The organism is Rhodococcus sp. ARP2 (assembly GCF_001029585.1).
Classification (GTDB): domain Bacteria; phylum Actinomycetota; class Actinomycetes; order Mycobacteriales; family Mycobacteriaceae; genus Rhodococcus_F; species Rhodococcus_F erythropolis.
Genome location: NZ_LEKE01000083.1, coordinates 144,473 through 169,989, shown reverse-complemented (window position 1 = coordinate 169,989; position 25,517 = coordinate 144,473). Strand labels below are relative to the sequence as shown.

The following is a 25,517-nucleotide window of genomic DNA, read 5'->3' as shown; positions in this document are numbered from 1 at the left end:
AGCTCACGGCTCCAGATTGCGTCGTAGCACGTACTGCTCGAGGCGGTCGATGCCGCGCACTCGTCGCGGACGAAGGTGTCGCAGTTTGAAATTGGCGTCCGAGCCGAGCTGGGTGGCCAGCTCGGAGTCGATCAGCACGGTGCCGGGGCGAGCGGAGCTGGTCAGGCGCGCGGCCTTGTTGACCACCGAACCGTAGAGATCTCCGAAGCGAACCAACGTCGGACCCATGGCCAGACCTACCCGAAGCTGTGGATCGTCGTGATCGGCGAGGACCGCCTGCTGGATCTGCAAGGCGATCTCGGCGGCGTGATGAGGACTCTCGGCGGCAAACATGACCTCGTCACCGACGGTCTTGACCACCCAGCCGTAGTTGCGTCCGATGATTTCGGTGGACGCGGACTCGAACCGCTCGAGCAGATCGTTGAGTTCGGCGGAGTCGAGTCCGCGAGTCAGCGAGGTGTACCCGACGATGTCGGCGAAACCCACCACCAGAACACGACTCGCGACTTCTTCGCCCGGGTTTCCCACGTTGCGGCCCGTCGACGACGCGACGTGACGCTTCCATACGTACGTCTGCAGAGATTCGACAGCGGGAATGATCTCGGCGCCGAGGCTCAGAACGACATTTCTGATGGCGTCGGGTTCGTGATCCACCGAGTCCGCAAGCTGATCGATGATGTGTGTGCTGATCAGCGATACCTGCCACTCCGCCAACCTCGACATCGACTGTCCGAGAGAACGGGCAGCTGCCACCTCACTGTTCTGCGAGATGACGCCTCGATTGACCATGTCGGTGATGGTCTTGAGGGCGTCGGCGTCTTGCTGCGTGAACATGACCGCGTCGGGATCCTCGTCGACGGCAAAGCCCATCGCCACCCACAGACGATCGGCGCGCTCGCGTGTCACCCCGGCGAATTCCGCGATCTGCGACTGTGTGAAGCAGCGCGGTCCGCCGAGGAGGGACTCCTCGATGTCGGCTTGAATCCGGCTGAGCAGATGAGCATCGACGTCGATCGGCTCAGCAGCGTGAGATTCAGCAGCGTTAGATTCAGCAGGGGCGGGTTCGGTGACCTCGTCGATCCACTCTGACTCCGAACTGCTCACCGTGCTCCTTCTTGCCGCAACGAATTTCTGTCCACCATCTTCCACGCGGTGCCCCGAGAACAGTACTGAATTGGCCGAACCGCCTACGGATCCTCGGGCCCAGGCGGGCGGTGAGAGTCAACACGTCGGTGGCTTGTGCAAGAGTTGCCCCGAGAAAAGCACTGTCGATACTGAAATGCACGAGATACTTCTGAAAGGACCTGCGCATGCCACCCCGTAGACGTTCCGGCGCTGCCGCATCAACGCCGGATCACCTCACTGCGGACAATCTGGCAGCGCTCGCCACGGCTGTCGCCGAAGGCAAGCGCGCCACCGTCTATCTGCGCGAGGCGACTCCCAGCCTGGGGATCGAAGCCGGTACCTCGGCGAAAGTCGTGTCGGTGGACGGCAACACCGTGATGATTCGCCCCAAGGGCGTCAACGACGAATTGCCTTTCGAGGCAGAGGAATTGCGCATCAACCGCGTCTCCGCGGCACCGGCCAAACCGGCGCCACGGCCCAAACCAGTTGTGGAGTCCGAGCCCCTGATGGAGCCACTCGTAGAGCCTGTTCGACCGAAGCCGCGTGCGCAGCCTGCACCCGCTCCGGTACCGACTACCACTGCTGCCCCTGCCGCGACACCTCGTCCGGCCGTCAAGCGTGCGAAGAAACTGCCGGCCGGCATCAGCGTCACCATCCATGCGGGCGCGGACAACGACTGGAGCGTGACGGTCACACAGGGCGCCAAGCGTCCGGGCAAAGCAGTTCCGGTCGCACCCGATGCAGTCGAGCGAGCTGTCCGCGAGTTGGGTGAGCCCACCGCCATCGAAGCTGTCGAGTCCATCATCGTCGCTGCACGGGACATGGCTGCAGCGCGAGTCGACGAGTTAAGTCGCCAGCTCGAGGAGGCACGCAAGATGCTCGAAGCGCTCGGAGCTACCGACTAGAAACGCTGCGTAGGTCCGCACTTTCCGGGGTATGCGTTTTTTGCAGCGGGGAGATTACCGGCGGAGAGATTGTGATGTTGCAGCGAATTGTTTCGGCTCTGGCAGCGTTGGTCTTGGCACTCGGACTCGGGTTCATCGTCAGCAGCAACGCGGTTGCTGCACCCACGCCCATGGGTGGTGGTTCGGGCATCATCATCGACAATCAGCTGGTCTGCACGTTGACCACTATCGGGCACGACAACGGCGGCAGACTCGTGGGTATCACCGCAGGTCACTGCGGTGGTCCTGGATCGTTCGTGATCCCGGAAAGCAACGAGGACGCAGGCGTGGTCGGCACGTTCGTCGAGTCGAACCCGGACCTGGACTACGGGGTCATCCAGTTCGATCCGGGCAAGGTCACACCAGTTCGAACGGTGGGCGCGGCAACCATCACCTCGATCGGCGCTCCGGCCAGCTTCCCGGCTACAGCCTGCAAGGAAGGCCGTACGACGGGCACCACCTGCGGCGTCGTCTGGGGAGACCTGAGCGCCGACGCATCCACCTGGACTCAGATCTGCGTCGACCACGGTGATTCGGGAGCCCCGGTCACGGTCGGCACGACGCTGGTCGCGATGGTCAACGCCTACCTCTGGGTACCGTGCCTGGGGCCGGAACTCGGCACCAACATGACCTCCATCGTGGACACGATCAATGCCCACGGAGGCGTCGGCGCCGGGTACCGGCCCATCTAGCTGCGAGCTGGGATCAGCCGCACACTGCTCCACCCGAGGCTGATCCCACGAGCTTGGAGTACTTGGCCAACACACCACGTGTGTAGCGAGGCGGCAACGGCTCCCAGCCCTTCTTGCGGACTTCCAATTCGGAGTCGTCGACCAACAATTCGAGTTGTCCGGTACCCACGTCGAGCCGGATCTGGTCGCCGTCGCGAACGAACGCGATGGGACCGCCGTCCACGGCCTCGGGCGCAACGTGTCCGACACACAGGCCGGTGGTGCCGCCCGAGAATCGTCCGTCCGTCAGCAGCAGGACGTCCTTGCCGAGACCCGCACCCTTGATCGCGCCCGTGATGGCCAGCATCTCACGCATTCCGGGACCACCCTTCGGGCCCTCGTAGCGGATGACGACGACGTCGCCACCAGTGATGGTCCCGTCTTCGAGCGCGTCCATTGCGGCGCGTTCACGTTCGAAAACCCTTGCAGTGCCGACGAATACATCAGACTCGAATCCTGCCGACTTGACCACCGCGCCGCCGGGCGCAAGTGACCCCTTCAGGATCGTGATGCCTCCGGTCGGGTGAATGGGCTTGTTCATCGCCCGCAGGACCTTGCCGTCCGGATCGGGCGGGGTGATGTGCGCCAGGTTCTCCGCAACAGTCTTGCCGGTGACGGTCAGGCAATCTCCGTGCATGAGTCCCGCGTCGAGCAATGCCTTCATGATGACGGGGACGCCGCCGATACGGTCGACGTCCGTCATGACGTGCTTTCCGAAGGGCTTGACGTCGGCGAGGTGCGGGACCTTCGCGCCGACGCGGGCGAAATCGTCGAGCGTCAGCGGGACGTACGCTTCGTGCGCGATCGCGAGGAGATGGAGCACCGCATTGGTGGATCCGCCGAACGCCATGACCACCGCGATGGCGTTCTCGAACGCTTCCTTGGTGAGGATGTCCCTGGCGGTGATGCCCCGACGCAGGAGTTCGACCACGGCTTTGCCGCTCTCGCGGGCGAATCCGTCGCGGCGACGGTCCGGTGCGGGCGGTGAAGCGCTGCCGGGCAGCGACATTCCCATGGCCTCGGCGGCGCTGGCCATCGTGTTTGCCGTGTACATGCCGCCGCACGCGCCTTCGCCCGGGCAGATCGCCCGTTCGATGGTGTCGACGTCGGCGCGGCTCATCAGTCCACGCGAGCAGGCGCCCACAGCCTCGAACGCGTCGATGACGGTGACTTCCCGCTCGCTGCCGTCGGAAAGTTTGGCGACGCCGGGGAGGGTGGAGCCGGCGTACAGGAACACGCTGGCGAGGTCGAGGCGGGCCGCCGCCATCATCATGCCGGGCAACGACTTGTCGCAGCCGGCGAGAAGAACCGATCCGTCGAGACGCTCGGCCTGCATGACGGTCTCGACGCTGTCCGCGATCACTTCACGAGAGACGAGAGAGAAGTGCATGCCCTCGTGACCCATCGAAATGCCGTCGGAAACGGAGATAGTGCCGAATTCGAGGGGGAATCCACCGGCCTCCCGGACACCTTCCTTGACGGCCTTGGCCAGGCGATCTAGGGACAGGTTGCACGGTGTGATCTCGTTCCAGGACGAGGCGACGCCGATTTGCGACTTGACCCAGTCGTCATCACCCATTCCTACTGCACGCAACATGCCGCGCGCTGCGGTCTTTTCGAGTCCGTCGGTGACGTCACGACTTCTGGGCTTGATGTCGGGTTCGGTCATTTTCCAAGCATAGGCGTCAGCGGGATGTCTTTCCGGCAGACGAGCGACTCGAGTTGCCAACAGACGTCGTCCGTCGTGAATAGACTCGTCGCATCGCAGTCGGGGCTGAGTGTGCAGGTGATTGACGTACAGGGGGATTCAGGTGGAGTCGGAACTGATTTCAGCTTTCGGGTTTGCAGTTCTGGCGGCCGTCTTGACCGGTAGTGGTGTCTTCCTGGTTGTTCTGACGGTTCTGCACGAGATTGCCCGGTGGAAGGGCCGCTTCGTATCGGTGTGGGTGACTTTCTTTGCCGCACTGCTGATACTGCCTGTGCTGTTCGGTGCGTTGATCGCCGGCTATTCCGCGTTCTCCGAGATCGACGGGTCCGAGGCTCTGATTCCGCCGGCGTTCTGGATCCTGATCGCGGCCGGGGGTGCACTCGGCGGTTACATCGGAGTCAAGGTCGGTGTGGTTCGAGGCTCGGCCCTCGACTACCGGTTGTGATCGGGATCGACTCGGTCAAACTTTCAGAGAATCGCAGGCGAAGCCTGGGTGAACATCCCGAAGCTCTCTTGAACGGCCGTTCAGGTGCGGGTTCACTCCTAGCGTGCACACGAATGCCTTCGATCGAATATCCAGACGTGGCCTACTGCAGGGATCGGCGGCTCTCGCCGGCGCAGTAGGTCTCGGTGTCGCTTCGGCGAGCCACGCCGGTGCCGAGGTTCCGGGTGGCAGCCCGGGATTCGCGCACGGCGTGGCATCCGGTGACCCGTTGCCGGATGCCGTGATCATCTGGACCCGCATCACCCCAACGGCGGACGCAACGCCAGGTTCGGGCGTCGGGGCGGCGGTGACGCTCAACTGGCAGGTCGCGACCGATGAGGGGTTCGCGAGCGTTGTGGCGTCGGGAAGTGTTGCTGCTTCGGCAGAATCCGATCACACCGCGAAGGTCGACGTCACCGGACTCGATTCGTCGACGACGTACTGGTACCGATTCACTGCGGGTTCGGCTGTTTCTCCGGTGGGACGCACCCGCACGGCTCCGTCGAACTCGGCAGATCTCGATCGTCTCCGCTTCGGCGTCGTGTCCTGCTCCAACTGGGAAGCAGGATATTTCGGTGCTTATCGCCACCTCGCATTCCGCGAAGACCTCGACGCGATCATTCATCTCGGTGACTACATCTACGAGTACGGGCAGGGGGAGTACGGCGCGCGGAACGGATCCGTTCGCCTTCACGAGCCGGCCCACGAGATCATTTCGCTGGCCGACTACCGAATTCGGCACGCGCAGTACAAGACCGACCCGGATCTGGCTGCTCTTCACCTGAAACTCCCGTTCATCACTACGTGGGACGATCACGAATCGGCCGACAACGCCTACCGGGACGGCGCCGAAAACCACACTCCCGGTGTCGAAGGCGATTGGGCAGATCGAAAGGCGAACTCGGCCAAGGCGTATTTCGAGTGGATGCCCGTCCGCCCGTCGGGTAGTGGTTCGAGCGTTCAGCTGTATCGACGGTTCCGCTTCGGGAATCTGGCCGAGATCTCGATGCTCGACCTGCGTACCTACCGCGACGAGCAGCCGACGATGAAGCAGGTCGACGATCCGTCACGCACCATTGCCGGACGCGCACAGATGGATTGGTTGACCAGCGGAATCGTCACCTCCCCGACGCAGTGGAAGATCGTCGGCAATCCGGTCATGATCACGCCCTGCGTGTTCCCGCCGCTGGAACCGGCGACCACCGCGGCGTTGACCGAACTGGTGGGAGTGCCGCAGGCCGGTGTCCCGTACAACACGGATCAGTGGGACGGGTACACCGCCGACCGCACCAGGCTTTTCGATGCGATCACCTCGAACGGTGTGGACAACACCGTCTTCATCACCGGTGACATCCACACGTCGTGGGCTTGCGACCTACCGACCAATGCCGCGAATTACCCAGGCGGGCCGACTGTCGGCGCTGAGTTCGTCGTCCCGTCGGTGACGTCGCCCAACATCGACGACATGCTGAAAGTGCCGCCGCGAACGGTAACCGTTGCGGCAGAAGAAGCATTCAAGGCAGTGAACCGACACGTGCGGTACGTCGAACTGGACTCGCACGGCTACGGCGTATTCGAAATCGCCCGCGAAGGTACTCAGATGGATTGGTACTACGTCGACGATCTCACCAATCCACAGAGCAATGCGCACTATGCCGTGAGCTACCGTCTTCCGACAGGCGCGGGCAGTAGAGTCTCGCCCACTTCGGCCGCCCTCGATCAGGCCTCGTACCGACCAGGAGTCGACCAGTGAGTATCGAAGTTTCGCGTCGTAGCGTTCTGATCGGTGGAAGTGTTGTCGCCGGAACGGCATTGCTCGGAACGCCCGCTCGCGCGAGCGTTCCCACCAGCGCAGGCATCCCAGACCTGGACGTGCATGTCATCGTCGTCGACGGCATGCGTCCGGACGAGCTGCGATCGGAGCTCACCCCGACGCTGACCGGGCTTGCGGCCGGCGGTATTCACTACCCGGACGCCAGCGCCATCACGATCGCGGAGACGCTGCCGAATCACACGGCGATGATGACGGGAGTGCTGCCGGCGCGTTCGGGAGTACCCGCCAACTCCGTCTACGATCCGTCCATCGACAAGAAGCGTGACCTCGATCGGCCTTCCGACCTGCAGGCATCGACGGTTCTGGATCGGGTGCGCGCCGAACTCGGATTGACCACTGCGAGTGTGCTGTCGAAGCGCTACCTTCACGGGTTGTTCGGTGACCGCGCCTCACTGGTGTGGGATCCCCAGCCGCTCGTTCCCGGCACGGAGCACGCGCCGGACAACTTCACGATCGACGCCTTGATCCGTATCGTCGGCGGGAACTCGCCGCGGCTCTCGTTCACCAACCTCGGTGACGTCGATCGGGTTGGGCACCTGGATCTGTCCGGTCCGTCCATCCGGATCGCTCGCACGGCCGCACTTCAGAACACCGACAACCAGGTTCGCCGCTTCGTCGACTTCCTTCATGACACGGGTCGCTGGAATCGGAGCATTCTGATCGTGTTGGCCGACCACTCCATGGACTGGTCGGAGCCCGCGCGGCTCATCGGACTCGATCGACCGCTGAACGCGGACCCGTTGCTCGCAGGCAAGATTCGAATCGCCCAGAACGGTGGCGCAGACTTGATCTACTTCGTCGGACCCGATGGCGAACGGGCGGAAGCTGTCAGCCGGATTCAACAGATCGTCGAGGGTGTCGACGGCGTCGAATCCAGCCACCTCCCCGCCGAATTCGATCTCGGCACCAATGCCGGTGACGTCGTTGCGTTTTGCGCCCAGGGCTGGCGGTTCAGTGATCCGACTCCACTGTCCAACCCGATTCCCGGCAACCACGGCCATTTCGTGACACTGCCTATCCCGTTCTTCCTCAGCGGCGGGCATCCCGCTCTCGACGGTGGACGGAAGATCGACACGCAGGCTCGCACGATCGACGTCGCGCCGACGGTTGCGGCTCTGCTCGGCCTCGGTGCACCTGCCGGTGGTTGGGACGGCGTCGCCCGCACGACGGGCGTGACGCTGAACGTCTAACGAGGATCGCGGCCGGTCAGGGCAATCAGCTTGTCCTGCAACGACGCATCGTCAGGAAGATCGACGGGAGCGGAGAACAGGCCGCTCTCGGCGAGCATGTCGCGCTGCCCGTCGAGGTCGGACCAGACGGCCTCGACGAGGTCTGGATCGAGTCGCTCGTCTGCTCCGACCGCTCGCGCGAGATCCCAGGTGTGGATGGTGACGTCCGAGGTCTGCTGGCGCAGATAGGGTTCCACCTTCACCGTGCCGTACGAGAGGTGAACGTGGGCACTGAGGTCCGTCGATTTCCACGCTTTGATGGCGGCATCGGAGTACTTCTGCCATTCGGTCCACAGGTCGTCCCCGACGGGAACGATGTCCGGTGTCGCCTCGCCGACCGTCAGTCCGGCCAGGAGCGGCGGTACCCACTGCTGCTCCTCGATGACGTGGCGGACGAGGTGTTCGACGTGCCAGTCGGAGTCGGGCGTGGGTGCGTTCCAGTCCTCGACTGCGGCGAGTCGTGAACCGAATTCGCGGTGGGCGGTGAGCACGAGTTCGAGCCAATCGAATGCCATCACTCGAGGGTAACCCGATCAGCGTGACGTTAATCGGTGCGTGAGGCTTCGATTCGGTGAAGACTGTCGAGGTTGTCGCTTAGTCGAATCGAGGAGTTTTCATGACCGTCCCCACCGTCACTCTGGCCGAAGGTCTCACTGTCAGCGCCCAGGGATACGGCGCGATGTCCGTCGCCCCTGTCTACGGCCCGGTGGATCCGGCCGAGGCGCTTGCCACATTGCACCATGCGGTGGACATCGGGATCACGTTCATCGACACCGCCAACGTGTACGGCGAGGGCTCGAGCGAGCGTGCGGTGGGAGAGCTTCTCAAAGACCGCCGGGACGAAGTGCAGTTGGCGACGAAGTTCGGTCTGGTCGGCAACATCGCCAACGGTCAGCGCGGGATCAACGGAGACCCGGCCTACGTACCGCAGGCACTCGACGAGTCTCTGGGACGACTCGGCGTCGATCATGTCGACCTCTACTACTTGCACCGGGTCGACCCGAACGTTCCGATCGAAGACACCGTCGGCGCGATCGCAGAGCAGGTGAAGGCGGGCAAGGTCCGCAACATCGGCCTGTCCGAGGCGACCGGCGATGAACTGCGTCGTGCGTACGGGGTGCATCCGATCGCGGCGATCCAGTCCGAATGGAGCATCTGGAGTCGGGACGTCGAGAACAAGGTAGTACCCACCGCCGCGGAACTCGGAGTCGGATTCGTGCCCTTCTCACCTGTGGGCCGAGGCTTCCTGGCGGGATCGTTCGATGCGGAGACGCTCGGTGACAACGACCTACGCCGACGCTTCCCACGCTTCTCGGACTCCGCGCTCCCTGCTAATCAGAAGGTTCTCGACGTGGTCCGCGCCGTCGGTGAGGAGCTCGGCGCGACGCCTGCACAGGTTTCCCTGGCATGGCTCGATGCCAAGGGCCGTCAGTACGGGTTGCCTTCCGTTTCGATTCCCGGCACGCGGTTCGCTGCACGAGTCACGGAAAACGCCGGAGCGTTGGACATCGTTCTGAGCGAAGACCAGATCGCTCGCCTCGACTCCCTCGCCGCGATCACCGAAGGCTTCCGTTCGGCTGATTTGAATTGGGTCTCTCAGGGCCGCGAATAATCATGTCCTGAGCCTTGCGAAAGACAGGAGTAACATACAGACCCGATGAAAAAAGTGTGGTTGGTCTGGGGTGTCGGTGTTTTTGCCTACGTGATCGCCGTGCTTCACCGCACTTCGTTCGGTGTCTCGGGTCTGTCTGCTGCTGATCGGTTCTCGATCTCGCCCAGCGTTCTGTCGAGCTTCGTCGTGCTGCAGATCGTCGTGTACGCCGGTATGCAGATTCCGGCGGGAGTCCTCCTCGACCGCTACGGTTCGCGGATCATGATCGCAGTCGGTGCGTTCATCATGATGTCCGCGCAGTTGGCTCTCGCCTTCACCGAATCGCTGCCCGTCGCGATCGGTGCACGTATTGCCGTCGGTGCCGGGGATGCACTCACCTTCATCTCGGTGTTGCGGTTGGTACCGCAGTGGTTCCCGCCCCGGCAGGTGCCGTTGGTCTCGCAGTTCACGGGCATCCTCGGTCAGCTGGGCCAGGTGATGTCTGCGCTCCCGTTCATGTTGCTGTTGTCCGGGCCGGGCTGGACTTTTGCCTACGGCAGCGCTGCCGCTGTCGGACTGTTGGCGTTTGCACTGGCGTTGAGTGTCATCCGCGACGCGCCGCCCGGTGCCGACGTGGTCGCCGTGCCGGCCGGCGCCAAGGAGATCGGGCGACAGATCAAGACGGTGTGGATGCGGCCCGGCACCCGTCTCGGGTTCTTCAGTCACATGGGGACTCAGTTCTCGATTACGACGTTCGCGCTGCTGTGGGGTGTGCCGTACCTGAAATCGGCTCAAGGCCTCGACTCCACGACGGTCGGCTCGCTGCTGACGCTGTCGGTCATCTCGGCAATCGTGGCCGGCCCGATCCTCGGCATTCTCACCGGTCGCTATCCCATGCGTCGATCGTGGTTGGTTCTCACCATCATGGTGGCCAGCGCGCTCATGTGGACGATCGTGCTTTCACGAAGCGAACCGTCTCCGCTCTGGTTGTTGACGATCCTGGTGGTCGTCATCTCGGTGGGTGGGCCGGGTTCGGTGATCGGCTTCGACTACGCGCGTACGTCCAACCCGAGTTCGGCGATGGGCACCGCACAGGGCATGGTCAACATCGGTGGATTCCTCGCTTCCCTCATCGTGATTCAAGTGATGGGCGTAATCCTCGGACACATGGGCGGGTACACGTTCGACGGATTCCGCGTCGCCTGGATGGTGCAATATCCGGTCTGGATTCTCGGCATCGTCGGTGTGCTCGTCACTCGAGGCAAAGCCCGGCGAGCCCTCGCGGCAGAAGGCGTACACGTACGGCCGATTCGCGAAGTCATTCGTCGCAACAAATAACTCGATCGCATCGGGTAATTCATCCCCTGCGGGTGAGGTTCCCAAGCGTCCGAGCCACCAGGCTTGATGGATGAACGACGCAATGAACATCGGACCGGTCGAGCTCGTGGTGCTGGCATTCCCAGGTTCCACTGTGGATCCTGAAGCCGTCGCCGCGCTGCAAAACGTGGTGGAACGAGGTTTTGTCACCCTGCTCGACCTCGTGTACATCGCCAAGGACGCCGACGGACAGGTGTCACAGATCGACGTCGACGAAGATCTCACAGAGATCGGACTGGCGATTCTGTCCATCGAAGCCAAGGCATTGATCAGTGACGAGGATCTGGACGTGGTCCGTGAGTCACTCGAACCAGGAACGTCCGCCGCAGTCATCGTCTACGAGCAGACGTGGGCGCGTGAGCTCGCGTCGACGGTTCGCGGCGGCGGCGGCGATGTAGTCCTTCACGTTCAGGTACCGCGCGAGGTAGTCGTCGCAGCGGTCGAAGCAGCATTTCAGTAGCGACAATTACCCAAGGAGTTCGGCATGGTTTTTCGAGGTGGACGCAGAGGGCGGCCGGGGTTGCTCGGCACGGTGGCGCGCACTGCGGTAGTGGCTGGAACCGCAAAAGCGACGTCCAACGCCATGGATCGACGGAGTCAACGGAAGGCCAGCGAGCAGCAGCAGGAATACCAGCAGGAGTACCAGCAGCAACAGCCGCCGCCGCAGGTCGCACCCGTGCAGTCCGTTCCCCCTTCTGGCGCGGACGATCTGGTCTCCAAGCTGCAGGAGCTGGGTCAGCTTCATCAGTCCGGCGTGTTGACCGACGCGGAGTTCGCCGCGGCAAAGTCGCAGTTGCTGAGCTAGTGCCCGCTGGTTCTTGAAGCCTTGAACGGGTTTACCACACTGGACAATTGAGCATGAAAGGCTGATCTATGATCGACCCACGCGCAGCATCGGCCGCAATCGAAGCGGCGAACTCCCGAGTCACCGAGACCCTGCCGTTCTCCGACAAGACCGATTTCACCGATGCCGAGCGCGGGTTCATCGGCGCGCTCGATCCCGGCGTGGTAACCGGACCCGACGGAAAAGTGCTGTGGGACAACGACTCGTACTCATTCCTGGATGAAGAGTGCCCGCCGACCGTCAATCCGAGCTTGTGGCGTCAATCGAGGTTGGTGGCCAAGCAAGGGCTATTTGCGGTGACGGATTCGATCTATCAGATACGCGGCCTCGATCTGTCGAATATGACCCTTATCGAGGGGGAGAGCGGGATCATCGTCATCGATCCACTGATTTCTCGGGAAACCGCGGCCGCTGGTCTCGCGTTGTATCGGGCGCATCGTGGTGATCGACCGGTTGTCGCGGTGATCTACACGCATTCGCATATCGACCATTTCGGTGGGGTCAAGGGGGTGACCACCGAAGACGACGTCGCTGCCGGGCGATGCGTGATCTATGCCCCAACCGGATTCGTGGAGCATGCCGTTGAGGAAAACGTCTATGCGGGAACGGCAATGGCTCGACGCGCGGCATACATGTACGGGGCGGCATTGCCTCGAGGTCCTCGAGGTGGCGTCGGTGCAGGATTGGGCCAGACCACCTCCACCGGTACACCGACGCTGATTTCACCGACGGTGTCGATCTCGAAGACTGGTCATACAGAGACGATCGACGGCGTTCGGATCGAGTTCCAGATGACCCCAGGCACCGAGGCGCCGTCCGAGATGAACTTCTACTTCCCGGACTTTCGCGCACTGTGCATGGCGGAGAACGCAACTCATAATCTGCACAACCTACTGACACTTCGTGGAGCGTTGGTGCGAGATCCGCATGTGTGGTCGGCGTACCTGACCGAATCGATCAATCGCTACGCCTCACGATCCGACGTCGTGTTTGCATCCCACCATTGGCCGACGTGGGGGACCGAACGGCTCACCGAGTTCATGTCATTGCAGCGCGATCTCTACGGGTACCTTCACGATCAGACCCTTCGTCGAATCAATCAGGGGTGGACCGGTCTAGAGATCGCCGAATCCATCGAACTGCCAGCCGCCTTGGCGCAGGCGTGGCACACACACGGGTACTACGGTTCCGTCAGTCACAACGTCAAAGCCATCTACCAGCGCTACATGGGATGGTTCGACGGCAACCCAGCGCACCTGTGGGAGCATCCACCCGTCGAATCGGCCAAGCGTCACGTGGAGTTCATGGGCGGATCGGCAGAGGTGCTCCGAAAAGCTCGGGAATCGTACGAGAGCGGAGACTTTCGGTGGGTCGCGCAGGTGGTGAACTACGTCATCTTTGCTGAACCGGACAACGCCGAGGCCAAGACCCTGCAGGCCGATACCTTCGAGCAACTCGGGTACGGCGCAGAGAACGGCACCTGGCGAAACTTCTACCTCACCGGTGCATACGAACTGCGCAACGGTTCGGTGGGTACGCCCACAGTTGCTGCAGCTCCTGATATCACCGCAGCGTTGTCGGTGAAGCAGGTGTTCGACGCCGTGTCGCTCCGCGTCGACGGAGTGAGTGCAGCGAATTCCCACATCGTCATCGATTGGAACATCACCGACGAAAACATCGTGCACCGAACGGAACTGAGCAACGGAGTGCTGATCCATTTCGACGTGGAAGGTGGGTCTGCAGATGCCGGGTCTGTGGATGCGACGTTCAGTTTGAGTCGTCTCGGCTTACTCGGTGTGCTGCTCGGTGGTGCGGACCTGGGCGCCGAGATTGCGAATGGCAGTATCACGGTGGCCGGCGACCCGGCGAAGCTCGCAGAACTTGCGGGGCACCTCGACGAGCCTGATCCGAACTTTGCGATAGTCACGCCGACGTAGCAGCGTGTGGCAGTCGAATGAGGCTGTATTTCAACGAGTCTCGAGTTCTGGGCGCTCGTGAAGTTGTCCGTTTTGTCTCTGGTTATCGAAAGTGTGTTCGATTAAACTTTCGGCATGGACAGTCGGGATGCGTGGCAGCTGGATGGCGAGGGCCTCAAGGGTGAGGTTCTGGATCTGGTGCGTGTCCGGCACGAGTTGCAATCGCGGTTTGTGTTGTTGATCGTGGAGATGTTTTCCCGTGAGGTTCTCGGCGGGAAGGGTTTTCGAGCGATCGCGCAGTGGTTGCATGGTTCGACGAATTTGGAGATCGGTGAGTGCAGTCTGCTGGTCGGGTTGGCGCGGTTGTTGATGCTCGAACCTGTTGTGGCGGATGCGTTTCACCGGGGTGATGTTGATGCGTTGAAGGCGCGTCAGGTGGCGTCGTTTTGTCAGCATCCACCGAAGAACATGACGCCGGCGGATGTGGACAAGGCTCGCGGGATTCTGTTGGGGTTGGCGTCGAAGAACATTGCGGATTGTGATGCGGTGCGGGCGGCGATCCGGCGGATCGAGAAGCAGTACGGCAAGCGCGAGGACGGTGTTCCGGTCGGGGAGGATTCGGAGCGGAACGAGTTCTACGCCTCGAAAGGCTTGTACGGGAGGGTCACTGTGAAGGGTGATCTGGATGCTGTGAACGGGGCCCGTCTGATCACGTTGCTGTCGAGCCTGTCGGCGCCGACGCCGGAGAAGGACGGTGTCAAGGACACGCGTACTCCGGCGCTACGGCGTGCGGACGGGTTTTGCGAGTTGTTGCGCCGGTACGAGCGGGCGGGGTTGGGTCCGATCGAGGGCGGGGTGAAACCGCACATCACGGTCACCGCGTCCGCGAAAGACATGACGGACCTTAAAGTTCTGAAAGACCTGTTGCCGTCCACCGAGGAGCTGGGATTTGCGTGGACGGATTGGGTGGGCCCGATCAGTATCGATACTGCCCGGATGTTGGCGTGCGACTGCACCGTGACGCGGATTTTGTTGGATGAGAATGGTGTTCCGCTCGACTGCGGTAAGGAAGCGAGAACGGCGACGGTGCCGCAGCGGCGGGCTCTTGCGGTTCGGGATGGTGGGTGTGCGTTTCCGGGGTGTGGGACTCCGTCGGGGTGGTGCGATGCTCATCATATTGTTCACTGGGGTGATGGTGGCCCAACGGATCTCGATAATCTGATCTTGTTGTGCGGTCATCATCATCGGACGATGCACCACACGGAGTGGCGGGTGGAGATCGGCCCGGATCGGAAGTCGGTGTTCTATCCACCGATGTCGATCGATCCGTATCAGCAGCCGATCGGCGGGAACAGTCCGCCCACCGCGGCGTGAATCGCGACAACTGAAGACGCGAGCACCGGGGCACAACAATGCCCCGGTGCTTGCTCAATCCAGGATTTAGTCAAGACAACGTGATGTCGGCAATCAGGCCGTGGTGATCGGATCCCTCGATCTCGATCCGTTCCAAGGATGTCGCCACGGCGCCTTTGGTGATGATGTGGTCGATACCGACCACCGCCGGATACCACTTGTCGGTCGGGTACGTCGGGATCAGGCCGGAACCCAATTGATCGGCGGCGCTGGTGTATCCGTTTCTGAGGAGATTCCGGAACTGTTTGTTCGAGTGCGACGCATTGAAATCGCCGCTGACTATCACATTGTCCATCCCGGCGACTTCGTCCATGTAAGACCCAAGCTTCTGCTGCTCGGCCGCCCACACCGAAGCCGGCGAGATGTACGCAGGTGCCGGATGCACGGCGAACAATGTGACTGGCTGCGCCAAGCCGACATTCAGCTCTGCGGACAGCGTTTCGGGTGAGAACCCGTCGAGGCTACGTGGATTGGAGAGAGGAAAGCGACTGTAGATTCCGGCCCCGCCACCGCCGTCGGCGTAGGGGATCAGGAACTGGTGGCTCAGAACCTCTTCAAGCCCGGCGGCTTCGAGCGCTTCGGCTTCCTGGTACGTCAACTCCTGGACCGTCACCACGTCGACGTTGCGTTCGCGGACCATCGCCACAAGCGACTCCGGATCCGCTGCACCGACCATCAAGTTGGCCTGCATCAACCGAATCGATGGACCGTTCGCAGACGTCGACTCCCCAGTTCCGCCGATGTACAGCGGGCTCACAGACCATCCGAACAGTGCAAGGACGACAAGGGATGCGGCACATACGATCCACTGACGCCCGATACCCGAGACGACGGCACCGATCAGCGGAGCAATCATCAACAAGGGTGCCACTGACGCCAGAACGATCACGATGTTGTGATCGACGTCCAGCTGAGTTGCGATCAAGGCAACCAAACCCGTCACGATTCCGGCCACACCAACCACGGCCGAAAGGCGGCGAAGAACCAGTCGACGAGGGGTCACGGTATCGGGTTGCATGACATCCATCGAAGCAGAAAGGCGCCGTAGCTCCGGGGAAGCGCAGGTGGAGTCGGTGCGCCCTATTGTTTGCGCCCTACTGTTGCGGATACGGCAGATGGCTGCTGCTGTTCTGACTGACGGAGATCGAGCGGCCGAGTTGGGGGAAGGCGCGTTGAGAGCACGCCGGTCTGTCACAGACTTTGCACCCCGCGCCGATCGGCACGATGGTCGCGGGGTCGTCCGTCTGGATTCCGTGGGAGTAGACCATGCGATCGGCGTAGCCGATGTCGCAACCGAGTCCGACGGCGAAGTTCCGCTCGGGGGCGAGGTACCCGAGCCCGCCGCTGTGGGTAGTGCGCGCCACCCAGAGGTATGTCCGGCCGTCGGGCATCTTCGCGACCTGGGTGAGGATGCGCCCTGGGCTCGCGAACGCCTCGTGGATGACCCACAGCGGGCAACTGCCGCCGACTCTGGAGAAGTGAAAAGCGGTAGCGGACTGTCTCTTCGAGATGTTTCCGGCGCGATCGGTTCGGACGAAGAAGAAGGGAATGCCGCGCTGGCCGTGCCGTTGGAGTGTGGACAACCGGTGGCAGACGGTCTCGAAGCCGACCTCGAACTTGAGGCTCAGCAGATCGATGTCGTATCGCAAGGCCTCAGCGGATTCCAGGAATTGGGTGTACGGCAGTAGTAGCGCGCCGGCGAAGTAATGCGCGAGTCCGATGCGGGCGAGAGCTGCGGATTCGGCACTCAATGATTCATCCTCGGCGACAAGAGAATCGATCACGTCGGCTTGGGTGAAGAAGGCCAACTGCATCGCGATCTGGAACGCGCGTTGCCCTGCCGACAGACGACGGGCGAGGGTGAGTACCGACTTGTCCGGATCGTAGAAACGCTTGGGGCCGAGCTTGTCTGGTTCGTCGGTACGGATCGTCACGGTGACGCCGTGCTGATCGCGAAGTAGTCGTGCCAGTTGCAAATCCACTGCGCCAACGGACAATCCGTTGTCCACGAACATCTGCTCGGCAGCGTCGTCCAGAACGGCGATGTGATTCTTTCGGTCGTAGAAGAAGTCCCGAACCTCCTCGTAGGGCATGGGTACGAGCGACACATCAGATGCGGCCTCGCCGGACAATTGCGTCGAGAACTGGTCCAACTGCTCGGTTGCGGCGTGCAAACGACGGTGCAACATCACGAGGGTGCGTCCGACCGCGGGCATTCGGGCCACCAATTCGTCTACCTCTGCCAGCGATACCTCCCCGGATTCCGAGGTTTCGGCCAAGGCGTGATGAACGTCAGCCACGAGGCGTGCGTCGGAATCGGAGGCGAAGAATTGCACGTCGAGATCGAACTCGGCGTTGAGCTTGAGAAGGACGGGGACCGTCAGCGGTCGTTGATCGTTCTCTAGTTGATTGACATAGCTGGGGGAGAGTTCGAGTGCCTTCGCCAGTGCGGACTGTGACAGGTTTCGTTCTTCCCGCAGCCGTCGCAGCCGCGCTCCCGCGTACATCTTCTTCATCGAATCTCCTCGGTGCCGATCGCGTTCACCCTACCGAGGAGCCATTCGCAACATTCGCAACATTGCAGGATCGTTATTGCACAAATAGGCAGTTGCGAGGGCCTATCCCGAGGTTAATGAGCTGCGTAGCGTGCAAATAGATACCGAAGCACGTGAGAAGAGGATCGATGAAGACGCATCTCGTACGCACCCACCGCTCTGCCGAAGAGTTCCCCAAGGAAGACCACCTCGCGTGGAAGATCGCGGAAGTTGCGACGGATTCCGTCGAGGTCACCGACGCCACGTCCGACATGATCGTCAACCGGATCATCGACAACGCGGCAGTTGCCGCAGCTTCCCTGGTGCGCCGCCCCGTAGTGAATGCGCGTGCGCAGGCGCAGTCTCATCCGTACACACCCGGTTCCACCGTGTTCGGTATCTCGGGTACCTTCTCGCCTGAATGGGCCGCATGGGCAAACGGCGTAGCGGTTCGTGAACTCGATTTCCACGACACGTTCCTGGCCGCCGAGTACTCGCACCCCGGTGACAACATCCCGCCGATCCTTGCCGTCGCTCAGCACGCCGGGCGTGACGGCAAAGACCTGATTCGTGGTCTGGCGACTGGCTACGAGATCCAGATCGACCTGGTTCGGGCTATCTGCCTGCACGAGCACAAGATCGATCACGTCGCACACCTCGGCCCTTCGGCCGCGGCAGGTATCGGAACCTTGCTCGGCCTGGGCACCGAGACGGTCTACCAGGCAATCGGTCAGGCGCTGCACCTCACGACGGCTACACGGCAGTCCCGCAAGGGCGAGATCTCCAGCTGGAAGGCCTACGCGCCGGCGCTGGCCGGCAAGGTTGCCGTCGAGGCAGTCGACCGTGCGATGCGCGGTGAAGGTGCGCCGTCACCGATCTGGGAAGGCGAAGACGGCGTGATCGCCTGGCTGCTCGGTGGCCCGGACAAGGAGTACCACGTTCCGCTTCCGGGTTCTGGTGAGGCGAAGCGCGCCATCCTCGACTCGTACACGAAGGAACACTCCGCGGAGTACCAGAGCCAGGCGCCGATCGACCTCGCACGCCGGATGCGTTCTCGCGTCGGCGATCTCGACCAGATCGCCTCGATCGTCTTGCATACCAGTCACCACACCCACGTCGTCATCGGCACCGGTTCCGGCGATCCGCAGAAGTTCGACCCCACCGCATCACGCGAAACTCTCGATCACTCGGTGATGTACATCTTTGCCGTTGCGCTGCAGGACGGTACGTGGCACCACGAGCATTCCTACGCGCCCGAGCGTGCACAGCGCCCCGACACGATCGAGCTGTGGAACAAGATCTCCACGCGCGAAGATCCCGAATGGACACGCCGTTACCACTCGACGGACCCGGACGAGAAGGCTTTCGGTGCTCGCGCCGAGATCACCTTGAAGAGCGGCGAGGTCATCGTCGACGAGCTTGCGGTGGCCGATGCACACCCGCTCGGCGCACGTCCGTTCGCTCGCGATCAGTACGTCGCGAAGTTCCGCACCCTCGCCGAGGGCGTCATCGAGCCGAGCGAACAGGACCGCTTCCTCGACGCGGCTCAGCGCACCGCCGATTTGAAGGCAGGCGAACTCGATCAGCTGACCTTCACCGTTTCCGAAGACGTTCTCGCTCGGGCCCCCAAGGTCGCCAAGGGACTCTTCTGATGACGGGCCTCATTGCCGCATCGACGTCTGCAGCCGACAAGCGGATTGCCTTCCGGGCCGGGCTGACGTCCGGAAAGATTCAACGACTCCCCGGTGCGATCAATCCGTTGACAGCCAAGCTCATTCAGGAAATCGGGTTCGAAGGTGTCTACGTTTCGGGTGGTGCGTATTCCGCCGGATTGGCGCTTCCCGACATCGGGCTGACCACGTTGACCGAGGTCGCCGCCCACAGCAAGCAGATCGCGCGGGTCACCTACCTCCCGACGCTGATCGATGCCGACACCGGTTTCGGTGAACCCATGAGTGCTGCCCGCACGGTCACGGTCTTCGAGGACGACGGTATAGCCGGTCTGCACCTGGAGGATCAGATCAACCCCAAGCGCTGTGGGCACCTCGACGGCAAAGCGATCGTGCCTACCCAAGACATGGTTCGCCGAGTTCGTGCTGCAGTCTCGGCACGTCGTGACCCGAACTTCGTCATCTGCGCGCGCACCGATGCTGCCGGAATCGACGGTATCGACGCAGCGATCGAGCGAGCAAAGGCCTACGCGGATGCCGGCGCTGATTTGATCTTCACAGAGGCTCTTGCCACCGAGGCCGACTTCGAGAAGTTCCGCGCAGCAGTCGACACTCCGTTGCTCGCCAACATGACCGAGTTCGGAAAGTCGAACCTCATTTCGGCGAAGACATTGGAAGAGATCGGTTTCAACGCCGTCATCTACCCCGTGACCACCCTTCGTCTGGCGATGTTCGCTATCGAAAAGGGTCTGCGCGAGATTTTTGCGGAGGGCACGCAAGAAGGACTGCTCGGCGAGATGCAGCAGCGCAGCAGGTTGTACGAGATTCTCGAGTACGAGCGTTACAACGAATTCGACAGTGGCATTTTCAATTTCAGCGTGGAGGGGAGTAGGACATGACCGAACAGATTCCGACGATCTACAAGGGCTTGGCCGGGGTTGTCGTCGACACGACGGCTATCTCCAAGGTAGTGCCCGAGACGAATTCGTTGACGTATCGCGGTTACGCAGTGCAGGACCTCGCCGCGAATTGTAGCTTCGAAGAAGTTGCGCACCTGCTGTGGTACGGCGAACTGCCGACACCCGAGCAGCTCGAATTGCTCTGTCTGCGTGAGCGTGCGGCTCGCCGTGCCGATCGATCACTGCTCTCGCTCCTGACCAAGATGCCGGACAACTGCCACCCCATGGATGTGGTCCGTACGGCGATCAGCTACCTCGGCGCCGAGGATCCGGCGGAGGACGACAACTCGGAGAAGGCCAATCTGGCCAAGGCACTGCGGATGACGGCTGTGCTTCCGACCATCGTCGCAGCCGATTTCCGCCGCCGGCGCGGCCAGGATCCCATCGCGCCGCAGTCGGACCTGGGTTTCGCCGAAAACTTCTTGAACATGTGCTTCGGTGCTGTTCCGGAGCCGGCGATCGTGAAGGCCTTCGAGGTCTCGCTGATCCTGTATGCGGAGCACTCCTTCAACGCCTCGACGTTCGCCGCTCGTGTTGTGACGTCCACACTTTCGGACATCTACAGCGCAGTGACGGCTGCGATCGGCACGCTCAAGGGCCCGTTGCACGGCGGCGCAAACGAAGCTGTCATGCACGACATGCTCGAGATCGACGACCCCGACCGCGCAGAAGCCTGGATGTCGGAGAAGTTGGCTGTCAAAGAGAAGGTCATGGGATTCGGGCACCGTGTCTACAAGAACGGTGATTCGCGAGTGCCGACCATGAAGCAGGCGCTCGTCGACGTCGCTGCTTGCACTGACGGCGAAAAGTGGGTGCAGATGTACGAGATCCTCGAGAAGACGATGGTCAGTGCCACCGGAATCAAGCCGAATCTCGATTTCCCTACGGGCCCTGCGTATTTCCTCATGGGCTTCGACGTCGAGATGTTCACGCCGATCTTCGTGATGAGCCGCATCACCGGATGGACGGCGCACATCATCGAGCAGGGGCAGTCGAACGCACTGATCAGGCCGCTGAGTCAGTACTCCGGTGTGCCGCAGCGGACCGTTGTGGCATAACGCTTTCAACAATCGTGGCATGACACCCCACTAATGCTGCGTCGGCGAGGTTCGGTTCTGGCATCACCGTCTCCTGGCCTCGTCGACGCTTCTCCGTTCGCACTATCTGCAACTTCGCACCGAATATTCGCAAAGATACTCGAGTGCAATGTGTTTCGTTTGTTCCTTGTCGGTAATAGCGTCAGTGTCATGACTGAAACGCACGAAGACATCTCGATCATCCGTCGTGGCGAGACGCTTGACGTCGTGTTCAACCGGCCGGAGAAACACAACGCACTGACTCCTCAGATGTACGACGCCATTGCCGGAGCCTGCCGGAGCGCCGACTCCGACCGCGAGATCCGGTTACTCACTCTCCGAGGTGCTGGGGGAGAGGCGTTCTCGGCGGGTTCCGACATACGCCATTTTCAGACCTTCTCGAGTTTTCATGACGGGCTCGACTACGAAAGTCGGTTCGTCGGCGTGCTGACCGAACTCGAGAAAGTGCGGGTTCCCACGCTGGCGGTCATCGATGGTGTGTGCGCGGGAGCCGGGCTGTTGTTAGCGGCAGCGTGCGATGTGCGGATCGCGACGCACGGGTCCCGCTTCTGCCTCCCGATCGCGCGCACACTCGGAAACTCGTTGTCGGTCCATTCCGTGGCGTTGCTGGCGGACAGGATCGGCAGTTCGCGTCTGATGTCGTTGGTCGCTCGGGCGGGGGTCATGTCGAGCGACGAGGCTCTGCGGAACGGCTTCCTCAGCGACTGTGCAACAGAGACAGAGTTCGCGAGCCTGACTGCCCAGGTATCGCGGGAACTCCTTGCGGCTGCCCCGATGACCGTGTGGACGATTCGAGAGTCCCTGCGCCGCATCAGGACCCGATCGATCACCGACAACGATGATCTGATGCGCATGATCTACAGCAGTGACGACTTCAAAGCCGGTGTCGACGGTTTCCTTCGCGGCGAGCGACCGGTTTGGGCCGGCGCGTAGCTCGGCTGTAGAACCAAAGGCTTGCGTTGGAGCGCGCTCTAACCCCTAGCGTTGCCCACCATGACAACAAAAACCTGGATCATCACTGGAGTTTCTCAGGGTTTCGGCCGCGAGCTTGCAGTGTCCGCACTTCGAACCGGGGACGCGGTAGTCGCGGCAGTTCGTAGGCCCGAGTCCGTTGCAGATATCGCGTCGGAGCATCCGGATCGGTTCTCGGCGGTGACGTTCGACGTCCGCGACACCGCGGCGGCACCCAGCGTCGTCGAACATGCGCTCGAGCATTTCGGTCGTGTCGACGTGCTGGTCAACAATGCCGGTCGCGGGATGGTCGGCGCGGCGGAGATGGTGGACGATTCGACCTTGCGGGATCTCATGGAACTGCACCTGATCGGACCCGCCGCGTTGGTGCGCGCCGTCCTCCCTTCGATGCGAGCGCAGGGCAGCGGAACGATCGTGCAGATGAGCAGTCAAGGCGGCCGCATGTCGTTTCCCGGCGTCGGGGCGTATTCGGCGTCCAAATTCGCGATTGAAGGCTGGTCGGAGGCCCTTGCCGGTGAGGTCGGGCAGTTCGGCATCCGGGTCATGATCGTCGAGCCCAGCCGATTCCGTACAGCATTCAACACACCTGGCGTTCTGAGCTTCGCCGAATCATCCTCGGACTACCGTGATTTGCTCGATCCTGTTCTGCGTGACATGGCGGCGGCAGACGGTGTTCAGGAGGGCGATCCGGAGAAAGCAGCGGTAATCATCAATGCGCTGGTACACAGTGAGAACGTGCCACTGCGTCTGCCGCTGGGAAAGGAAGCCGTGGAGCGGATATCCACGTCGTATCGGAAGAATCTCGCCGAGGTATCCGTCTGGGCCGACCTCGCTCGCAGCGCCGATTTCGCGGATGCTGCCGGACCTGTCCGCCCGTTCTAGGCTGGGAGTCATGGCTACCGAAGACTTGATGCGTAAGGCGCTCGAGGCACTTGGGGAAGTGGACGGGCCCATGTCGATCGAGGTCATTCACCGGCTCGTCGATGCAGGGGACGTCGAAGATCCGATGTCGATCGCCGAAGTGTCAGACCTGCTGGATGTTTCGGCACATACCCTGCGCTACTACGAGAAGATCGGCTTGGTTGCGGTGGATCGTGATTCGAGCGGACATCGTGTGTACGGGCCGGAATCTATTCGCAGGCTGGTGTTTCTGACCCGCATGCGTATCTCAGGCATGGCGATTCGCGACCTGCAGCACTACGTTGAACTGGTCGACGCCGGTGAAGGGACAGTTCCGGAGAGGCTCGACATGCTGCTCGAGCACCGGGACACCGTTCGTCGGCAGATCAAGGAGCTCACATTGTCTTTGGCTGCGACGGAGTACAAGATTGCGACGTACGGCGGGCGGACCGGAGAGCACGATACTCAGCCGAGTGTCACCGGAAGCAGCCCTCGCGGGGTCTCCTGAGCGATCTGTTCCAGCGCAGACTCCAACGTCGGAAATTGATACTGGAAGCCGCTGTCCGCGAGCACCCCTGGTAAAACCCAGCGACTCTTCGTCACCAATTCAGCCTCGGTGCGGACGATTCGTGCGCCGAACTCGAGCATCCAGCCCGGCGTCGGAAACCCGTATTGTCGGCCAAGTTTCGCTCGTACCATCCGCATCATGTCGGTGTTGGTTACCGGATACGGGGATGCGATATTGACCGGGCCTGAGATCTCCGGATGCTCGTAGATGTGGATGACCGAGCGAACGACATCGGCGATATGTATCCAACTGAACATTTGTCGTCCGTCGCCCATTCTTCCGCCGAAACCGATTCGGGCCAGGTTCACGAAGGGGTTGATTGCTCCGCCGCCGGCTCCGAGAACGATCGACATTCGTAACGCCACTTTGCGAACGGGGGTTGGGGCTGAGAACAATTCGTGCTCCCACGCCCGCGCGACCGCGACGGAGAATCCCTTACCCAGCTCTCCGTTCTTCTCGTCCATCGGTCGATCCCGCGCGTCTCGGTAGATCGTGCCGGTACTGGCATTCGCCCAGAGCGAGGGTGGCTGCGGTGTACGGGCCAGTGCGCGACCCAACAGTGCGGTCGTTTCCACGCGGGAGGAGAAGATTTCGTCTGCATTGCGCTTGTTGTATCGGCAGCTCACAGAGCGTCCGGCGAGGTTGACCAGCAGATCCGCGCCGCTGAGTACGTCGGCGACACCTTGCTCGTCGGACCAGGTGGCATCGCTCGTTCCTCCGCGGCCGATCGTCCGAATCTCGGCCCCGTTCGATTCGAGCGCTCGAAGGAGAGATTGCCCTATGTAACCCGACGCCCCACATACAACGACAGTCTTCATGATTTTTTGTTCCGCTCTGGAGAAACGACTTTGGTCATCAGGGCGGCGACGTCGCCGACCAGGCCGCGGGCCACTGGTAGCCGCGCGAGGGTGAGCGCTTTGGCGATGATCGGGACCAGGCCGTCGACCAGGGATCGGGTACGAGTTTGCCCCGGAGACGAGTCGGTGACCCAGTGCAGCGTCACGCCCAGATAGCTGAGCCACAAGAGTGTTGGGAGCTGGGTCTCCAAGGACGCCGGCGTCTTCTGCTTCGACGCCGCCAGTGCTTCGCGCATCAATTCGACGGCCATCGATCTCGCATCGCTCGACTCGGCCGAGAACGGGCTGGACGGCGATGCGGTTGGTAGGGCAACGTGCAGAAACGCGCCACCGAACCCGTGATATGGCCCCATGACATCGAGTCCGGTGTGCAGAACGATCGCGAGATTTTCCGCGAGTGAGCCACCCTGCCGTAGGAGTGGAAGCGCACGCTCTCGGTGATCACGTTGGATGACGAGATACAGCTCGTGAACCAGTTCGTCCTTGCTGGCGAAGTAGTAGTAGGCATTCCCGAGGGAGACCTCCGCTTCGGTCGCGATCTTGCGCATGGTCGTCGCTGCGAAGCCCTCGTCGCGGAAGAGCCGCAAAGCTGTTTCCACCAGCTTTTCCCTGGTTTCGATCCCGCGACTGCTCATGGGCTCCCCTTCTTTGAACGTGTTCAAGTTCAGCGTACGCCTAGAAGTTGAACACGTTCAAGAGTCGATCTGTTGCGAGGAATATAATAAGCGCGCATACTAAATTCATGATTGAACTTGCGATCGGTT

At 61.9% G+C, this 25,517-nt stretch carries 24 protein-coding genes; 17 read left to right on the top strand and 7 right to left on the bottom strand.

The window, feature by feature from the left end:
* Window positions 1-3: 3 nt before the first annotated feature.
* Entirely contained in the window at window positions 4-1,104 is a 1,101-nt protein-coding gene (locus ABX74_RS21845; protein WP_370671290.1) for an adenylate/guanylate cyclase domain-containing protein, read from the bottom strand.
* A gap of 206 nt (window positions 1,105-1,310) precedes the next feature.
* Here ABX74_RS21845 and ABX74_RS21840 point away from each other — a divergent pair, with 206 nt between their 5' ends.
* The gene (locus ABX74_RS21840; RefSeq protein WP_003940205.1) at window positions 1,311-2,030 is read left to right on the top strand and encodes a DUF6319 family protein; all 720 of its coding nucleotides are present in this window, start codon (window positions 1,311-1,313) and stop codon (window positions 2,028-2,030) included.
* A 74-nt stretch (window positions 2,031-2,104) separates the two neighbouring features.
* Window positions 2,105-2,761 (top strand): S1 family peptidase, encoded by a 657-nt coding sequence (locus tag ABX74_RS21835; RefSeq protein ID WP_007732621.1) that lies wholly within the window; start codon window positions 2,105-2,107, stop codon window positions 2,759-2,761.
* A gap of 13 nt (window positions 2,762-2,774) precedes the next feature.
* Here ABX74_RS21835 and ilvD read toward each other — a convergent pair whose 3' ends face one another.
* Complete coding sequence (ilvD, locus tag ABX74_RS21830) at window positions 2,775-4,469, bottom strand: dihydroxy-acid dehydratase (protein WP_020970776.1); 1,695 nt, start codon at window positions 4,467-4,469, stop codon at window positions 2,775-2,777.
* A gap of 142 nt (window positions 4,470-4,611) precedes the next feature.
* Here ilvD and ABX74_RS21825 point away from each other — a divergent pair, with 142 nt between their 5' ends.
* The 3 genes from ABX74_RS21825 to ABX74_RS21815 all read left to right on the top strand — a co-directional run bounded on the left by ABX74_RS21825 (window position 4,612) and on the right by ABX74_RS21815 (window position 8,016).
* On the top strand, window positions 4,612-4,953 hold the full coding sequence (locus ABX74_RS21825; RefSeq protein WP_019745280.1) for a hypothetical protein: 342 nt from the start codon (window positions 4,612-4,614) through the stop codon (window positions 4,951-4,953).
* Window positions 4,954-5,056: 103 nt separating this feature from the next.
* A complete protein-coding gene (locus ABX74_RS21820; protein WP_047889688.1) occupies window positions 5,057-6,745 on the top strand; it encodes an alkaline phosphatase D family protein in 1,689 nt (562 codons plus the stop codon).
* Window positions 6,742-8,016 carry an alkaline phosphatase family protein gene (locus ABX74_RS21815; protein ID WP_047889687.1) on the top strand — a complete coding sequence of 425 codons (1,275 nt, stop codon included), beginning with the start codon at window positions 6,742-6,744 and terminating at the stop codon, window positions 8,014-8,016. Before ABX74_RS21820 ends, ABX74_RS21815 begins: the two co-directional genes overlap by 4 nt.
* Here the strand turns inward: ABX74_RS21815 and ABX74_RS21810 are convergent.
* Window positions 8,013-8,570 (bottom strand): TIGR03086 family metal-binding protein, encoded by a 558-nt coding sequence (locus ABX74_RS21810; RefSeq protein WP_020970773.1) that lies wholly within the window; start codon window positions 8,568-8,570, stop codon window positions 8,013-8,015. The genes ABX74_RS21815 and ABX74_RS21810 overlap by 4 nt on opposite strands.
* A gap of 101 nt (window positions 8,571-8,671) precedes the next feature.
* Here ABX74_RS21810 and ABX74_RS21805 point away from each other — a divergent pair, with 101 nt between their 5' ends.
* The 6 genes from ABX74_RS21805 to ABX74_RS21780 all read left to right on the top strand — a co-directional run bounded on the left by ABX74_RS21805 (window position 8,672) and on the right by ABX74_RS21780 (window position 15,157).
* Entirely contained in the window at window positions 8,672-9,667 is a 996-nt protein-coding gene (locus tag ABX74_RS21805) for an aldo/keto reductase (protein ID WP_019745276.1), read from the top strand.
* 45 nt (window positions 9,668-9,712) lie between these two features.
* Window positions 9,713-10,984, top strand: a complete 1,272-nt coding sequence (locus tag ABX74_RS21800; protein ID WP_007732605.1) for an MFS transporter — start codon at window positions 9,713-9,715, stop codon at window positions 10,982-10,984.
* Between the two features lie 70 nt (window positions 10,985-11,054).
* Entirely contained in the window at window positions 11,055-11,483 is a 429-nt protein-coding gene (locus ABX74_RS21795; protein ID WP_019745274.1) for a DUF6325 family protein, read from the top strand.
* Window positions 11,484-11,507: 24 nt separating this feature from the next.
* Window positions 11,508-11,828 (top strand): SHOCT domain-containing protein, encoded by a 321-nt coding sequence (locus tag ABX74_RS21790; RefSeq protein ID WP_019745273.1) that lies wholly within the window; start codon window positions 11,508-11,510, stop codon window positions 11,826-11,828.
* 68 nt (window positions 11,829-11,896) lie between these two features.
* Window positions 11,897-13,804, top strand: a complete 1,908-nt coding sequence (locus ABX74_RS21785; protein WP_047889686.1) for an alkyl/aryl-sulfatase — start codon at window positions 11,897-11,899, stop codon at window positions 13,802-13,804.
* Window positions 13,805-13,918: 114 nt separating this feature from the next.
* A complete protein-coding gene (locus ABX74_RS21780; protein WP_021332005.1) occupies window positions 13,919-15,157 on the top strand; it encodes an HNH endonuclease signature motif containing protein in 1,239 nt (412 codons plus the stop codon).
* Between the two features lie 70 nt (window positions 15,158-15,227).
* Here the strand turns inward: ABX74_RS21780 and ABX74_RS21775 are convergent, their stop codons facing one another.
* A complete protein-coding gene (locus ABX74_RS21775) occupies window positions 15,228-16,223 on the bottom strand; it encodes an endonuclease/exonuclease/phosphatase family protein (protein WP_047889685.1) in 996 nt (331 codons plus the stop codon).
* Window positions 16,224-16,290: 67 nt separating this feature from the next.
* The gene (locus tag ABX74_RS21770) at window positions 16,291-17,712 is read right to left on the bottom strand and encodes a short-chain fatty acyl-CoA regulator family protein (protein ID WP_020909101.1); all 1,422 of its coding nucleotides are present in this window, start codon (window positions 17,710-17,712) and stop codon (window positions 16,291-16,293) included.
* Window positions 17,713-17,879: 167 nt separating this feature from the next.
* Between ABX74_RS21770 and prpD the strand changes: the two genes are divergently transcribed.
* The 6 genes from prpD to ABX74_RS21740 all read left to right on the top strand — a co-directional run bounded on the left by prpD (window position 17,880) and on the right by ABX74_RS21740 (window position 23,836).
* A complete protein-coding gene (gene prpD / locus ABX74_RS21765; protein WP_021332007.1) occupies window positions 17,880-19,382 on the top strand; it encodes a 2-methylcitrate dehydratase PrpD in 1,503 nt (500 codons plus the stop codon).
* A complete protein-coding gene (gene prpB / locus ABX74_RS21760) occupies window positions 19,382-20,299 on the top strand; it encodes a methylisocitrate lyase (RefSeq protein ID WP_021332008.1) in 918 nt (305 codons plus the stop codon). The genes prpD and prpB overlap by 1 nt, the downstream gene beginning before the upstream one ends.
* Complete coding sequence (locus tag ABX74_RS21755) at window positions 20,296-21,417, top strand: bifunctional 2-methylcitrate synthase/citrate synthase (protein WP_021332009.1); 1,122 nt, start codon at window positions 20,296-20,298, stop codon at window positions 21,415-21,417. Before prpB ends, ABX74_RS21755 begins: the two co-directional genes overlap by 4 nt.
* 189 nt (window positions 21,418-21,606) lie before the next feature.
* Entirely contained in the window at window positions 21,607-22,389 is a 783-nt protein-coding gene (locus tag ABX74_RS21750; protein ID WP_031330816.1) for an enoyl-CoA hydratase, read from the top strand.
* Between the two features lie 60 nt (window positions 22,390-22,449).
* Entirely contained in the window at window positions 22,450-23,310 is an 861-nt protein-coding gene (locus ABX74_RS21745; RefSeq protein ID WP_021332011.1) for an SDR family NAD(P)-dependent oxidoreductase, read from the top strand.
* 10 nt (window positions 23,311-23,320) lie between these two features.
* A complete protein-coding gene (locus tag ABX74_RS21740) occupies window positions 23,321-23,836 on the top strand; it encodes a MerR family transcriptional regulator (protein ID WP_021332012.1) in 516 nt (171 codons plus the stop codon).
* Here the strand turns inward: ABX74_RS21740 and ABX74_RS21735 are convergent.
* Both ABX74_RS21735 and ABX74_RS21730 read right to left on the bottom strand, forming a co-directional pair.
* The gene (locus ABX74_RS21735; protein WP_019745262.1) at window positions 23,794-24,714 is read right to left on the bottom strand and encodes a TIGR01777 family oxidoreductase; all 921 of its coding nucleotides are present in this window, start codon (window positions 24,712-24,714) and stop codon (window positions 23,794-23,796) included. The genes ABX74_RS21740 and ABX74_RS21735 overlap by 43 nt on opposite strands.
* On the bottom strand, window positions 24,711-25,388 hold the full coding sequence (locus ABX74_RS21730; RefSeq protein ID WP_047889684.1) for a TetR/AcrR family transcriptional regulator: 678 nt from the start codon (window positions 25,386-25,388) through the stop codon (window positions 24,711-24,713). The genes ABX74_RS21735 and ABX74_RS21730 overlap by 4 nt, the downstream gene beginning before the upstream one ends.
* Window positions 25,389-25,517: the final 129 nt, after the last annotated feature.